Origin of the sequence: Streptomyces coacervatus (assembly GCF_029223485.1) — a bacterium.
GTDB classification, from domain to species: domain Bacteria; phylum Actinomycetota; class Actinomycetes; order Streptomycetales; family Streptomycetaceae; genus Streptomyces; species Streptomyces coacervatus.
The window spans coordinates 59,208-72,505 of sequence record NZ_JARHTP010000029.1 but is presented as its reverse complement, the minus strand read 5'-3'; the positions used below and the strand labels follow the sequence as shown (position 1 = coordinate 72,505).

General features: G+C 69.9%; 13 protein-coding genes and 1 pseudogene. 5 read left to right on the top strand and 9 right to left on the bottom strand.

The window, feature by feature from the left end; genetic code table 11:
* The first annotated feature begins 153 nt into the window (after positions 1–153).
* The 5 genes from P2Q00_RS46085 (at position 154) to P2Q00_RS46065 (ending at position 3,560) form a co-directional block, all read left to right on the top strand.
* Positions 154–1,044, top strand: a complete 891-nt coding sequence (locus P2Q00_RS46085) for an amidohydrolase family protein (RefSeq protein WP_275780839.1) — start codon at positions 154–156, stop codon at positions 1,042–1,044.
* A gap of 44 nt (positions 1,045–1,088) precedes the next feature.
* On the top strand, positions 1,089–1,589 hold the full coding sequence (locus P2Q00_RS46080; protein WP_275780838.1) for a cysteine dioxygenase: 501 nt from the start codon (positions 1,089–1,091) through the stop codon (positions 1,587–1,589).
* Between the two features lie 158 nt (positions 1,590–1,747).
* Positions 1,748–2,053 (top strand): hypothetical protein, encoded by a 306-nt coding sequence (locus P2Q00_RS46075; RefSeq protein WP_275780836.1) that lies wholly within the window; start codon positions 1,748–1,750, stop codon positions 2,051–2,053.
* A gap of 173 nt (positions 2,054–2,226) precedes the next feature.
* Entirely contained in the window at positions 2,227–2,667 is a 441-nt protein-coding gene (locus P2Q00_RS46070; protein ID WP_275780835.1) for an OsmC family protein, read from the top strand.
* A gap of 44 nt (positions 2,668–2,711) precedes the next feature.
* Positions 2,712–3,560 (top strand): inositol monophosphatase family protein, encoded by an 849-nt coding sequence (locus tag P2Q00_RS46065; protein ID WP_275780833.1) that lies wholly within the window; start codon positions 2,712–2,714, stop codon positions 3,558–3,560.
* Here P2Q00_RS46065 and P2Q00_RS46060 read toward each other — a convergent pair.
* The 9 genes and pseudogenes from P2Q00_RS46060 to P2Q00_RS46020 all read right to left on the bottom strand — a co-directional run bounded on the left by P2Q00_RS46060 (position 3,547) and on the right by P2Q00_RS46020 (position 13,297).
* A complete protein-coding gene (locus P2Q00_RS46060) occupies positions 3,547–4,206 on the bottom strand; it encodes a S1 family peptidase (RefSeq protein WP_275780831.1) in 660 nt (219 codons plus the stop codon). The genes P2Q00_RS46065 and P2Q00_RS46060 overlap by 14 nt on opposite strands.
* Before the next feature lie 329 nt (positions 4,207–4,535).
* Positions 4,536–5,402: a sugar phosphate isomerase/epimerase family protein gene (locus P2Q00_RS46055; RefSeq protein ID WP_275780830.1), complete on the bottom strand. Its 867-nt coding sequence runs from the start codon at positions 5,400–5,402 to the stop codon at positions 4,536–4,538.
* Complete coding sequence (locus P2Q00_RS46050) at positions 5,399–6,415, bottom strand: Gfo/Idh/MocA family oxidoreductase (protein WP_275780829.1); 1,017 nt, start codon at positions 6,413–6,415, stop codon at positions 5,399–5,401. The genes P2Q00_RS46055 and P2Q00_RS46050 overlap by 4 nt, the downstream gene beginning before the upstream one ends.
* A gap of 58 nt (positions 6,416–6,473) precedes the next feature.
* A pseudogene (locus P2Q00_RS46045) lies at positions 6,474–7,126 on the bottom strand (MFS transporter).
* Between the two features lie 9 nt (positions 7,127–7,135).
* Positions 7,136–8,086 carry a TIM barrel protein gene (locus P2Q00_RS46040; protein WP_275780828.1) on the bottom strand — a complete coding sequence of 317 codons (951 nt, stop codon included), beginning with the start codon at positions 8,084–8,086 and terminating at the stop codon, positions 7,136–7,138.
* Positions 8,087–8,142: 56 nt separating this feature from the next.
* Entirely contained in the window at positions 8,143–9,633 is a 1,491-nt protein-coding gene (locus tag P2Q00_RS46035) for a CoA-acylating methylmalonate-semialdehyde dehydrogenase (protein ID WP_275780827.1), read from the bottom strand.
* A 30-nt stretch (positions 9,634–9,663) separates the two neighbouring features.
* Positions 9,664–11,553, bottom strand: a complete 1,890-nt coding sequence (iolD, locus tag P2Q00_RS46030) for a 3D-(3,5/4)-trihydroxycyclohexane-1,2-dione acylhydrolase (decyclizing) (protein WP_275780825.1) — start codon at positions 11,551–11,553, stop codon at positions 9,664–9,666.
* Entirely contained in the window at positions 11,550–12,428 is an 879-nt protein-coding gene (iolB, locus tag P2Q00_RS46025) for a 5-deoxy-glucuronate isomerase (RefSeq protein WP_275780824.1), read from the bottom strand. The genes iolD and iolB overlap by 4 nt, the downstream gene beginning before the upstream one ends.
* Positions 12,425–13,297: a Cgl0159 family (beta/alpha)8-fold protein gene (locus P2Q00_RS46020; RefSeq protein ID WP_275780823.1), complete on the bottom strand. Its 873-nt coding sequence runs from the start codon at positions 13,295–13,297 to the stop codon at positions 12,425–12,427. The genes iolB and P2Q00_RS46020 overlap by 4 nt, the downstream gene beginning before the upstream one ends.
* Between the last annotated feature and the right edge of the window lies 1 nt (position 13,298).

Sequence of the window (13,298 nt, the reverse complement as noted above, 5' to 3'; positions counted from 1 at the left end):
GGAAGCCTACCGGGGCGCGTGCGCCCTGCGCTCGCACCGCCCCGTCCGCAGTACGGACACCGTTGACATCACTCCTTGTTAAGCGGTTAAGTTAACCGCATCAGTGAATCGCTTAACACCGTCTTCTCCGCACTCCTCCGCGAGGACCGCCGCGTGCCCACCGACGTCCACCAGCACATCTGGCCGCCCGCCCTCATCGAGCTGCTGCGCTCCCGCACGACACCCCCATACCTCGACGGCCGCACCCTGCACCTGAGAGGCGAACCGCCCTACGACGTCGACCCGGCCGACCACGACATCGCGGCCCGCACCCGCCTCGCCGCGACCGACGGCCTCGACCTGGCCCTGGTGTCGCTCTCCAGCCCCCTCGGCATCGAGTACCTGCCGCCGGCCGAGGCCGCCCCCCTGCTGGCCGCCTTCCACGACGGCGCCCTCGCCCTCCCGGCCCCCTTCGGCGTCTGGGCCTCACCCTGCCTGTCGGCACCGGACCCCGAGGCCGTGGAACGGGAACTCCACCGCGGCTGCGTGGGCCTCCAACTCCCCGCCACAGCCCTCCTCGACGCGGCGGGCTGGGCACACTGCGCACCCCTCCTCGACATCCTCACCCGCCACGACAAGCCCCTCTTCGTCCACCCCGGCGCGGCCCCGCCCGCCGATGGCACTCCGCCGTGGTGGCCGGCCCTGGTCCCGTACGTGCAGCAGCTGCACGCGTCCTGGTTCGCCTTCCGCGCCTTCGGCCGCTCCCGCCACCCCCGTCTGCGGGTCTGCTTCGCCGCCCTCGCGGGCCTCGCCCCCCTGCACGGCGAACGGCTCGCCGCCCGCGGCGGCGGGCGCGGCGAGATCGACTTCGACGTGTTCTACGAGACCTCCTCCTACGGCACCCGGGCCGTAGACGCACTCGTCCGGGCCGTCGGCATCGACGTGATCGTCAGCGGCAGCGACCGCCCCTACGCACCGCCCGTCGTCCCCGACCTCGGCGCGGACGCCGCCGTCCACGCCCTGCGCACCGCCAACCCCGCCCGACTGCTGCACGGCCGCACCTGAACCACCGTGCCCCGTGCCCGACGCAGCCCTGAAAGGAGCCACCCATGACGTACGAGTCCCTGCCCGAGCGGACCCTCGACAAGCGCGAACTCCAGGCACTCGTGTCAGATCTCGCCGCCCGCCCGGACCTCTGGCGCGCACATGTGGCCTTTTCCGACCACGAGCGGCACTACGCATCCCTGTACCGCGACGAATACGTCGACGTCTGGCTGCTGTGCTGGACCCGGCAGAACGACACCGGCTGGCACGACCACGACCTCTCCGCCGGCGCCGTCGGCGTCGTACAGGGCACGCTCAACGAGTCCACCCCGCGCATCGGCGGCAGCCATCTGTGCGTCACCGTCGACGCCGGCGAGACCTTCTGCTTCGGCCCCGAGCACATCCACCGGCTCACCGGCGCCACCGACGACGCCGTCTCGATCCACGCCTACTCTCCGCCGCTGTGGCGCCTGGGCCAGTACGACATCTCCGAGGACGGCCTGATGCGCCGGATCTCCGTCTCGTACGCGGACGAACTGCGCCCCCTGGACACGCCGGCCGCCTGAGCGGGCCGGGCAAGCCCCGGAGGCGGACGGCGAGTTGAGAGTTCCAGGAGGAGTTCCGGGGGAGCGCCGCGCGAACGCGAAGTGCCCCATTCGGCGCCGCTCACCCAATCGGCCGCGCTCGGAGCGAAATTGGGCGCAGGGGTGTGCAAGGTGGGCGCATGAACACAACACAGGGGAACAACCCCACTCGTCCCGGCCGCGCCAACAAGATCGCTTTCCGACTTCCGCGAATATTCGCGGTGAGTGCCGTGCTGGGCATCGCCTGCGCGGCCGGGGCGGCGACCGCCGCTTCCGCCGCTGCCGCGACGCCCGCCGTGCAGCTCACCGCAAAGACGACCGCAGCCGAGCGGATCTCGGCCCAAGGCCACGCTGACGAAGGAAGTCAGCGTGGCCATATTGGTGGCGGCCACGACGATGACGGCGGCGACTGCAACGGTGGCCTGATCGTTCTCCTCTGCAACTGACCACCGGCGGCAGCGGCCGCCACCACCCACAGGGCGGTCGGGAAGAAGGACAGACCCTCTTCCCGGCCGCCCTGCCGATGTTGATCCGTGGCAAGCGGAGGGCCGGTGTCGTTCCTCGGCGCCGCGGAGCCGCACATCGCGGCACAGCCCGCGGAGCGCTTAGTGTCATCGCCATGACCGAAGACTCCCTGCGCTCCGTCACCGTCGAGCGAACCAGCACCGGACACTTCGTCGCGACGAACGCCCGCGGCGGCACGATCAGCTTCGGGACCGGTTCCGAACCCGACGCGAAGGCCGCATTCACCCCGGTCGAGTTGATGCTCGCCGCCATCGGAGGCTGCACAGCGGTCGACGTCGACAGCGCCACCAGCCGCCACGCGGAACCGACCAGGTTCTCCGTCGCGGTGACCGGCAACAAGATCAACGACGAGCTCGGCAACCGCATGACCGATCTCCAGGTGACCTTCTCCGTGGCCTTCCCGGACGGCGAGGGCGCGGACCGGGCCCGCGCGATTCTTCCCCGGGCCGTCAAGACCTCCCACGACCGGCTCTGCACGGTCAGCCGCACCGTCGAGACCGGCACGCCCGTCACCGCCACGGTCGAGGACGCCTGACCACACCCCAGGCAGCTGCAACGACGTGATCGGGAAGGTGAGCTGTGACCGGGCATGAGCTGGAGCGGGCCCTTCAGGTGGCCGTGGAACTGGCCGGGTGGGCGTGCGAGACGATCCGCGGCACAACCGGCACGGGCGCGGTCCCGACCGGACCGGTCCGGGAGAAGGCGAGCCCCGCGGACATCGTCACGGACACCGACGAGAAGATCGAGGCACACGTACGGGCCGTGCTGCGGCGGGAGTTCCCGGACTGGGGGATCGACGGTGAGGAATACGGTGCGCAGGAGGGGACAGCGGGCGCGCCGCACTGGGTGGTCGACCCGGTGGACGGCACCACCAACTACGCGCACGGACTGGGCTGGTGCTCCTTCTCTCTTGGACTGGCGGAGCCGGACGGCAGCCCGCTGCTGGGAGTCGTGGCCGACCCGTGGCGTGGCGAGGTGTTCACCGCGGCCCGCGGTGGGGGAGCGCACCTCAACGGCGCTCCGATCCGGGCAGCGGGCCACCACACGCTCACGGGCCACGTGTTCATGACCGAATGGGCGGCGCACGCCCACTGGCCCGGCATGGACGCCCTGCTGGCGGAGCTGGCGGACCGCCACTGCACGGTACGGGTGATGGGCTCGACGGCCCTGTCCCTGGCCCAGGTCGCCGCGGGCCGGGCCGCCGCGGCGGCGATCGGCGCGTTCCACCCGGTGGACGGCCTGCCCGCACTGCTCATCGCCACGGAGGCGGGCGCAGTGGCGATGCCTCAACTCCCGGCGTACGACGAGCCGTTGCTGCTCACCGCACCGGGAGTCGCAGCCGAGGCGCAGGACCTGTGGCGTACGACGGTGAGGCCGGAACCGGAGCCACCGCAGAAGGCGGAAGGGGAGGGGCTCAGACCCCGGTGACCTTCTTGATCCAGGCGCGGTGCGCGGCGACACTGCTGTACTCGTCGGGCCCGAACAGCACGCCGACCTGCTTGCCCTTGTAGAAGGCGGGACCGCCGGAGTCGCCGGGCTCGGTGTCACCGCTGAGCTTCTTGGTCCAGATGGCCCGGCCGATGATGTCGTCGTGCTTGACGCCGGCCACGCGGACCGTGGCCTTCCGCAGGTTCTTGGGGTGCTTGCCGAACGAGCCGTAACCGTAGATGTTCACGACGGCACCCTTGCGCGGGTCGATGTCCGCGAGCTTGATGTGCGGCGCCTTGACCGGCTTCGCCAGCCGGAACAGCGCCACGTCGTCGACGCCGTCCGAGTCCATGTGCCGGATCTTCGTCACGTCGACCTTGGTGCCGTGCCCGATGCGGACGGAGCCGACCCGGACCGACATCCTGCCCGGCTCGTCGTCGTAGCAGTGATAGGCGGTGAGCACCCACCGGTCGGTGAGCATCGTGCCCGTGCAGGCGAAACGCCCGTTGTTGTAGACCTGCACGGCCCAGGGCGCCGACGATGCGGCCTTTCCGCCGCTGATCGCATGGGCGGAGCCGACGGGCACGGCAAGCGTGGCGGCGAGCCCGATACCGGCGGCGATGGCGATTCGTTGGTTGTGACGCATGGGGGGGCTCCTCGCGGGTCGACCGTGACAGAAGATGACGGCCGGCGCGGCGCACCGCTGTGACCAGCGAGGCGTCGCCTCCGACCGGGATCAACCATCGCGGAGGGACGGGAGCGGGGGCTTCGGCCACATGGCCGGTGATGGGACAGGGGAAAGAGCCGTATCCCGGCGAACGGTCAGCCTTTCGGCCGAGGAGAGCGGGCCGGCCAGGGGCCCCGGGAAGGAAACCGTGAGGCCGGGCGTCCTCCGGCCGACACTCGGCCGCTGCCGGAGGACGCCCGGCCCCGATTTCCCGTGCGCGGGTCAGGCCGGCCCGGTGGGGCGGCCGGTCACGCCGCGAGCTCCTTGGTGATGCGGTCGAGCATGAAGGCCGAGGAGTCCTTGGCGCGTTCCTCCCAGGCGAAGACGCAGGCCGTGGCGACGCCGTCGAAGTTCAGTTCGCGCAGCGTGCCGAAGAACGCGTCCCAGTCGACCTCGCCCTGGCCGATGTCGAGGTGCTGGTGGATACGGGCCGCGGTGCCGGGCGGGTTGAGGATGTAGCGCAGACCGCTGGACCCCTTGTGGTTGAAGGAGTCCGCGATGTGCACATGCTGCAGCTTGTCCCCGGCGTACCGCATCATCGCCGCGATGTCGGCCGTCGGGTCCGCCCCCGAGAGGTGGAAGGAGTGCGGCGCGCAGTAGAGGTAGTTCACCCACGGCTTGTTGATCGCGCGGACGAGGTCGACCGCCGGGATGTTCTCCTCGCAGAAGTCGTCCGGGTGGGCCTCCAGGTTGAGGGCGATACCCTCCCGCTCGAACAGCGGCAGCAGCTCCTCCAGCGAGCGCCAGAAGGCGGCCTCGCTCTCGGCGGCGCGCTCGGGGCGCCCGTTGAACTCCGAGTTCATCAGGGGACATTCGAGGTCGGCCGTGATCTCGATCATCCGCTTCCAGTAGCGGACCGCGGCCTGCCGCTCGGTCTCGTCCGGGGACGACCACTTGTACAGCGGCAGCACGGAACAAAGCTTTACGCCGTGTGTGCGCAGGGCGTTCTTCAGCTCGGCGATGCGCCCGTCGTCCGCACGCGGGTGCAGGAAGAACGGCATGAAGTCGTCACGCGGCGACAACTCGATGTACTCGTAGCCGAGTTCGGCGACCGTGCGCACCATGTCGTCGATCGACAGGGCACGGAACATGTACGGGTCGAGGGCGATCTTCACGCGGCACCTCCGTAGAGGACAGGGCGGGGCTTGAGGTCCGTGGCGACCACGCGGCCCGACTCCAGGGCCTCGACGGTCGCACTGGTGATGACGGTCGCGGCATAGCCGTCCCAGGCCGAGGGGCCGGTGGGCTCATCGCCCGCGGCGACGCCGGCGATCCACTCGCGGAACTCGATGTCGAAGGCTTCCGCGAAACGGCCCACCCAGTCCGTCAGCACCTCCGTGCTGTGCTGTCCGGCCGTGCGCACGCCGACCGCGGCGGGGTCGGGCAGCCGTACGAGACCCTCCTCGCCGACCGCCTCGCACTGGATGTCGTAGCCGTACCGGCAGTTGACGAAGACCTCGAGATCGATACGGACGCCCTTCGCGGTCTCGAACAGCATGATCTGCGGGTCCTTGAGATGCTCGAACCGCTTGCTCGTGGCGCGCGGAGTGACCACCTGGGTGGAGACGATCTCGTCGTCGAGCAGCCAGCGCAGCACGTCCACCTCGTGCACCGCCGTGTCCAGTGCAGCCATCTGGGAGGTGTAGGACTCCGGGACGGTGGGGTTGCGGTGGGCACAGTGCACGATCAGCGGCTCACCGATCCGGCCGGAGTCGATGACCTTCTTCATCTGCCGGTAGCCCAAGTCGTAGCGGCGCATGAAGCCCACCTGCACCAGGCGGCGGCCGTGCGCCGTCTCGGCCTCCACGATCCTCAGGCAGTCCTCGGCGGTGGTCGCCAGGGGCTTCTCGCAGAACACCGGCTTTCCGGCGGCGAGCGCGTTCAGCACATGCTCGGCGTGGGTCGGGCCCCAGGACGTCACGAGGACGGCGTCCACGTCGTCCGCCGCGACCACGGCCGCACCGTCGGGCAGCACCCGGGCACCGACCGGCTCCGCCGCCTCCGCTGCGCGGGCGGCGTCGATGTCGGTGACCGCGGTGACCCGCGCGCCGGTGACGGTGTGAGTGAGGCGCCGGATGTGCTCCTTGCCGATCCAGCCGGCGCCGATGACGCCTACGCGCACAGTCATGGGAGGTGGTCCTTTCTGCGGTCCCCGGACCGCCGTCGGCCCGGGGACGGAGGGGTTTTCAGGAGAAGCGCGCCCGGAGTTCGGCTTCGAGCGTTTCGAGAGTGCGGCCCTTGGTCTCGGGGACGTAGAGCTTCACGAAGGTGAAGGAGAAGATCCCCGCCACCACGAACAGGAAGAAGGTGTTGGAGATACCGATCCCCGACACCAGCGACGGGAAGACCAGACCGATCACGAAGTTGGTCAGCCACAGCACCACGGCCGCGACGCCCATCCCGAAGCCGCGCATCCGCATCGGGAAGATCTCCGACAGCATCAGCCAGGTCACCGGCGAGATCGCGCCCTGCTGGAAGGCGAGGAAAGTGACCGTCATGGCGAGCACCGCGAACGCCCGCCCGTCGCCCGAGGGCAGCACGAGGGCGTACGGCGCCTGCCACGCGCGTCCGAGAGCCGCCCGCCGGCCACCGCCCCGAGCGCGGCACCGAGCAGAAGCGAACTGGTCACCATGCCCTCGGTGACCGCGGTCAGACCGAGGTCGTCGCTCATATAGGGCAGCGCGCCGTTGATGACACCGGTGTCGTACCCGAAGAGCAGCCCGCCGAAGGTGGCAATGATGGTGATGAGCCGCAGCCGCCGCGAAACCGCCGCGGACGGGGTGTCCGTAAGGGTCGCGGGCCTGGCGGAGGCCTGAATCGCGTCGTCCCTGACGTCCATGGCCGCCTCCTAGCCGTCGATGTTCGGGCGCCGCGTACCGGACAGTCCGCAGCCGGCCAGGTGTTCACGGGTGCTGACCGCGATGGGCAGCGGCACCTCGGGCGCGCACGGGTACAGGTCCTGCTCGACGATCACGAACAACTCGGCGTCGAGCCGCGCGAGTTCACTGATGACATCGGCGGGCTTGGGCACCCCGGCTGGCGGCGACACGCACACCCCGCGCTTGACGGCCTCCCCGAACGACAGCTTCTCCGCGGCGACTTGGGCAAGTATCTCGGGGTCCATCTGCTTGATGTGGACGTAGCCGACGCGCTCCCCGAACCGCCGGATCAGGTCCAGGTTGTCGCCACCGCCGTAGGCCACGTGTCCGGTGTCCAGGCAGAGGTTGGTGTACCGGCTGTCGGACTCGTTCAGCAGCCGCTCGATCTCCGGCTGCGTCTGGATGTGGCTGTCGGCATGCGGGTGGATGACGAGGCGTACGTCGTACTCGTCGAGGAGCAGCTTGCCCAGCCGGTCCGCGGCCTTGCCGAAGCCAGCCCACTGCTCGGCGGTCAGCTCGGGCGACTCGGTGAAGTCGCCGGTCTTCTCGTCCCGGTACATGGGAGGGATGAGGACCAGGTGACGGGCGCCCGCGGCGGCGGTCAACGTGGCGACCTGCCGGACGTGGGCGAGCATGTCGTCCCAGGCCTCGGGACGGTGCAGGGCGCCGAAGGCGGTACCGCCGGAGACCTGGAGCCCTCGGGCGTCGAGCTCTTCCTTGAGGCGCTGCGGGTCGGTGGGGAGGTAGCCATAGGGGCCCAACTCCAGCCACTGGTAACCGGCTTGGGCAAGTTCGTCGAGGAAGCGGGCGTACGACACCTGGTGCTCGTCCTCGGGAAACCAGACACCCCAGGAGTCGGGGGCCGAGCCCAGGCAGAGGTTGCCCGCGACGGTGCGGAGGGGGGATGGCGCCGTTGCCATGGTGTCTCCTTAGGAGAGAAAAGAGAAAGGGGAGTGTGGGAGTGGGGACGGGGATCTCAGCTGGAGGTGGGGAAGTTGAAGCCGGCGGTGAGCTGCTGGGTGGGCTGGGGCCAGCGGGTGGTGACGACTTTGGGGCGGGTGTAGAAGCGGATGCCTTCGGGGCCGTGGATGGGGTTGTCGCCGATGAGGGAGTCCTTCCAGCCGCCGAAGGAGTAGTACGACATCGGCACGGGGACGGGGACGTTGATGCCGATCATGCCGACGTGGATGTTGCGCTGGAAGCGGCGGGCGGCTTCGCCGGAGGCGGTGAAGAGGGCGGTGCCGTTTCCGTAGGGGTTGGCGTTGATGAGGTCGATGGCCTGGTCGAGGGTGTCGGTGCGGATGATGGCGAGGACGGGGCCGAACAGTTCCTCCTTGTAGGCGTCCATGGCGGTGGTGACGTGGTCGAGGAGGGAGGGGCCGGTGAAGAAGCCTTCTTCGTGGCCGTCGATCTTCAGTCCGCGGCCGTCGACGACGATGGTGGCGCCCTGGGTGGCGGCGACACCGACGGCGTTCTCGATGCGTTCCTGGGCGGTCTTGGTGACGAGGGGGCCCATGTCGGTGCCGGGCTGGTTGCCGGGGCCGACCTTGACCTCGCGGGCCTTGCGCTCCAGGACCTTGACGAGGGCGTCGGCCGCCGAACCGACGGCCACTGCCACGGAGACGGCCATGCAGCGTTCGCCGGCGGAGCCGTAGGCGCCGGCGGTGATGTGGTTGGCGGCGAATTCGAGGTCGGCGTCGGGGAGGACGACGGCGTGGTTCTTGGCGCCGCCGAGGGCCTGGACGCGCTTGCCGTGTGAAGTGGCCTGCTCGTGGACGTATTTGGCGATGGGGGTGGAGCCGACGAAGGAGACGGCCTGGATGCCGGGGTGGGTGAGGATGGCGTCGACGGCGGGCTTGCCGCCGTGGACGACGTTGAAGACGCCGTCGGGGAGGCCGGCCTGGCGGTAGAGGTCGGCGACGAAGTTGGCGGCGGAGGGGTCGCGTTCGGACGGTTTGAGGATGAAGGTGTTGCCGGTGGCGATGGCGATGGGGTGCATCCACAGGGGCACCATGGCGGGGAAGTTGAAGGGGGTGATGCCGGCGACGACGCCGAGGGGCTGGCGGAAGTTGTGCACGTCGACGCCGCGGGAGACCTGGTCGGAGAAGGAGCCCTTGAGGACGTCGCCGAGGCCGCAGGCGTATTCGACGACCTCGCGGCCGCGGGTGATTTCGCCGCGGGCGTCGTCGACGGTCTTGCCGTGTTCGGCGGAGATGATCCGGCCCAGTTCCTCCTCGTGCTCCACGAGCAGCTGGCGGAAGTTGAACATGACCTGGGTGCGCTGGGTGAGGGAGGACTCGGACCAGGTCTCGAAGGCCTTCGCGGCCGCGGTGACGGCGGTGTCGACGTCGGCGGCCCCGCCGAGCACGACGCGGGCCTGCTCCTGGCCGGTGGCCGGGTTGAACACCGGGGCGGTGTCGGTACCGGCGACCGGAGAGCCGTTGATCCAGTGCGGGATGGTGTTCACGGTGAGGGTTTTCCTTTGCGGGGACGGGACTTACAGGTAGTGCCGCTGGTTGCGCTTGTTCGCGGCATACGTCTCGTACGCGGTTCGGGTGGAGTCCAGGGCGGAGACTTCGCTGACGGGGACGTCCCACCAGCCGTGGCCGGGCGGGTTGGGGCCGTAGAGGTCGGTCTCCACGTGCACGACGGTGGTGCGGGTGGTGGCCCTGGCCTTCTCCATCGCCGAGCGAAACTCCTCGACACTGGTGGCGTGCAGGACGTCCGCGCCCAGGCTTGACGCGTTCGCTGCGAGGTCGACGGGCAGGACGTCGCCGTCGAGCTGGCCGGAATTTCCTTCCCGGTAGCGGTACTTGGTGCCGAAGCGCTGCGAGCCGAGGGATTCCGACAGAGCGCCGATGGAGGCGAAGCCGTGGTTCTGGACCAGGACGATGATGACCTTCAGTCCCTCGGAGACCATGGTCACGATCTCCTGCGCCATCATCAGGTACGAGCCGTCGCCGACCAGGACGACGACCTCCCGAGATGGGTCGGCCATCTTCGCGCCGACGCCGGCGGCCACCTCGTAGCCCATACAGGAGTACGCGTATTCCACGTGGTAGGCCTTGGGATCCCGGGCTCGCCATAGTTGCTGCAGGTCGCCGGGCATGGAGCCGGCCGCGTTGATGACCACGTCCCGGTCGTCGAGGACGTCGTTGAGCGCGCCGAGGATCTGGGTCTGCGCGGGCAGGGTGCCGGTGCTGCGGCCGTCGGCAAAGCACTCCTCCTCGATCTCCCGTGTGCGGGCGATGAGTTGGCGGGCGTGCTTGCGGTAGGCGTCTTCGACCTCCCAGCCATCCAGCGCTCCGGCGAGGGCCTGGATGCCGAGCCGGGCGTCGGCGACGAGAGGTTCGGCGGAGTGTTTGACGGCGTCGAGGCGGGCGACGTTGAGGTTGACGAAGGTGACGTCCGGGTTGGCGAAGACGGTGTGGCTGGCGGTGGTGAAGTCGCTGTATCGGGTGCCGATACCCAGCACCACATCGGCATCCTTGGCCAGTTCGTTCGCGGCGTAGGAGCCGGTTGAGCCGATGCCGCCGACGGCGTAGGGGTGGTCCCAGGGCACGGCGCCCTTGCCCGCATGGGTGTCGGCGACCGGGATGCCGGTGGCCTCCGCGAACGCCCGCAGCTGCGTTTCCGCGCCCGAGTACACCGTGCCCCCGCCGGCGACGATCAGGGGCTTCTTCGCCTTCCTCAAGAGGGCGGCGGCGCGTTCGACGGCGCTGGGTTCGGGCACCGGGCGGCCCACGTGCCACACCCGGCGCCGGAAGAAGTCCACCGGCCAGTCGTAGGCTTCCGCCTGCACGTCCTGCGGCAGTGCCAGCGTGACGGCGCCGGTCTCCACCGGGTCGGTGAGCACCCGCATCGCGGCCAGTGCGGCGGGGATCAGCTGCTCGGGCCGGGAGATCCGGTCGAAGTACTTCGATACGGCGCGGAAGGCGTCGTTGACGGTGACGTCGCCGCCGTGGGTGTCCTCCAGTTGCTGGAGTACCGGGTCGGCGGCGCGGGTGGCGAACATGTCGGAGGGCAGCAGCAGGACCGGCAGCCGGTTCGTGGTCGCCAGCGCCGCACCCGTGATCATGTTCGTCGAGCCCGGACCGGTCGACGCCGTACAGGCGAAGGTGGCCAGCCGGTCCCGCATCTTCGCGTACGCGACCGACGCATGGACCATGCCCTGCTCGTTGCGGGCCAGGTAATAGGGGAGATCGGCCTCTTGAGTGACGGAGGCCTGCAGCAGCGCCTGGCCGATGCCGGCGACGTTGCCGTGCCCGAAGATCCCCCACACGCCGGGGATCAGTCGCTGTTCCTGGCCGTCGCGCTCGCTGTACTGGTTGGCCAGAAAGCGCACGAGGGCCTGAGCGGTGGTGAGGCGGACGGTGGTCTCGGTCATCGGTCGTTCTCCTTGGCGCCGAAGGGGAGGCGCGGGTCCGTCTCCTGGGAGTGCCACGTCGTACGCACCCAGCCGTGGGCGGGGTCGTCGCAGATCAGCCAGGCGCGGTCCTGGCCGGGACCGGACATGACGTTGAGGTAGTACAGGTCGTAGCCGGGGGCGGCGATAGACGGGCCGTGCCAGCCGTGCGGGATCAGAACGGTGTCGCCGGAGCGGACCTCGGCCAGCACGTCGATCGGCCGATCCGGAGTGCCGTAGACCCGCTGGTAGCCGAAGCCGTCCTGGCCGCCCGCGACCTGGAAGTAGTAGATCTCCTCCAGCTCCGACTCCTCGCCCGGCCGCGCCTCGTCGTGCTTGTGCGGCGGATACGACGACCAGTTGCCGCCCGGGGTGAGCACCTCGCACACCAGCAGTTGCTCGGCCTCGAACGTGCCCGGCAGGCAGTAATTGTTGACCTGCCGCGAGCAGTTGCCCGCACCGCGCAGCTCGACGGGGACGTCCTCGGCCCGCCCGTACCGAGCGGGGAAGCCGTTCCGCTCGGTACGGGCGGAGGGCAGCGCGTACGTCCCGCCGGACGCGCTGCTGATCATGGCCTCCGACTCGCGGGGGAGGTACGCGAAGTCGGTGACCGAGGCGAACACCCCTGCGCGGCCGTCGAGTTGGAAGCTCTGTCCGTCAACGGCGACGGTGCAGCTGCCGATCAGGGGGAGGACCAGGAACTCGGAGTCCCCCGTGGCCAGGGTGTGTGCCTCGCCTGGCTTCAGGGTCAGGATCCTGAGGCCGGAGTATCCCCAGCCCGCCGACTCGGGCGTGACCAGGAGGTCGTAGTCGCCGTCGGTCGAACTCCCGTTGGGGAGGTGGTACTTGCTGCTCACAGCAGGCTTACCGCCTTGTCGACGGCGCCAGCGACGTCGCCGCCTGCGGGGTAGAGGAGGGAGCGGCCGACGACCAGGCCCTGTGCGGTGGGCTGCTTCAGCGCCTTGCCCCAGGAGGCGAAGGCGGCGTCGGCGTCTCTGACCTCGCCGCCGAGCAGCAGCGCGGGCAGGGTCGAGGCGGCCAGGACCCGCTCCATGTCCTCGACCACGGGGAGCTTGAGCCAGGTGTAGGCGGTACGGCGGCCCAGCCCCGAGGCGATGGTGACCGACTTGATGACGGCATCGGTGGAGAGGTCGTTGCGGATCTTGCCGTTCTCCCACACCGAGAGGAACGGTTCGATCATCGCGATGAGGCGGCGGTCGTTGAGCTCGTTCACGGCCCGCGCGGTGTCGACCAGAACAGACGGCGTCGCCGGGTCCTCCAGAGCGATGCGGGTCAGGGTCTTGCCGCCGTCGAAGCCCATCTGGGCGATGGTTTCGGCGTCGTAGCCGGTGAACCGGTCGTCGATCTCGAAGGACGACCCGGCGAGCCCGCCACGGTTCATGGAGCCGAAGACGCTCTTGCCGTCCAGGACACCGAGCAACAGCAGGTCCTCCAGGATGTCCGCGGTCCCCAGGACACCAGTGACGCCGGGACGCTCCAGGGCGATGCACAGGCGGTCGAGCAGCTCGGAGCGATCGGCCATGGCAGTCGGGTCGCCGCCGACGCTGTTGGCGCCGCGTGCGGCGTGGTCGGCGGCGATGATCATTGCCTTGCCGTGCTCGCAGAGCAACGAGGCGGCCTTGACGCGGCGGGCGGCCGCGGCCGTGATGGCGCCGGGGTCGTTCACGCGGGCGTTCACGATCCGGCTCACGCGGTCGGACAGCACG

What these genes read in the sequence shown, in the direction of transcription:
- P2Q00_RS46050 (WP_275780829.1), bottom strand. Translation starts at nt 6,415, where the DNA reads ATGACTGTGCGCGTAGGCGTCATCGGCGCCGGCTGGATCGGCAAGGAG.
- P2Q00_RS46060 (WP_275780831.1), bottom strand. Translation starts at nt 4,206, where the DNA reads ATGCGTCACAACCAACGAATCGCCATCGCCGCCGGTATCGGGCTCGCC.
- P2Q00_RS46080 (WP_275780838.1), top strand. Translation starts at nt 1,089, where the DNA reads ATGACGTACGAGTCCCTGCCCGAGCGGACCCTCGACAAGCGCGAACTC.
- P2Q00_RS46075 (WP_275780836.1), top strand. Translation starts at nt 1,748, where the DNA reads ATGAACACAACACAGGGGAACAACCCCACTCGTCCCGGCCGCGCCAAC.
- P2Q00_RS46040 (WP_275780828.1), bottom strand. Translation starts at nt 8,086, where the DNA reads ATGGCAACGGCGCCATCCCCCCTCCGCACCGTCGCGGGCAACCTCTGC.
- iolD (WP_275780825.1), bottom strand. Translation starts at nt 11,553, where the DNA reads ATGACCGAGACCACCGTCCGCCTCACCACCGCTCAGGCCCTCGTGCGC.
- P2Q00_RS46070 (WP_275780835.1), top strand. Translation starts at nt 2,227, where the DNA reads ATGACCGAAGACTCCCTGCGCTCCGTCACCGTCGAGCGAACCAGCACC.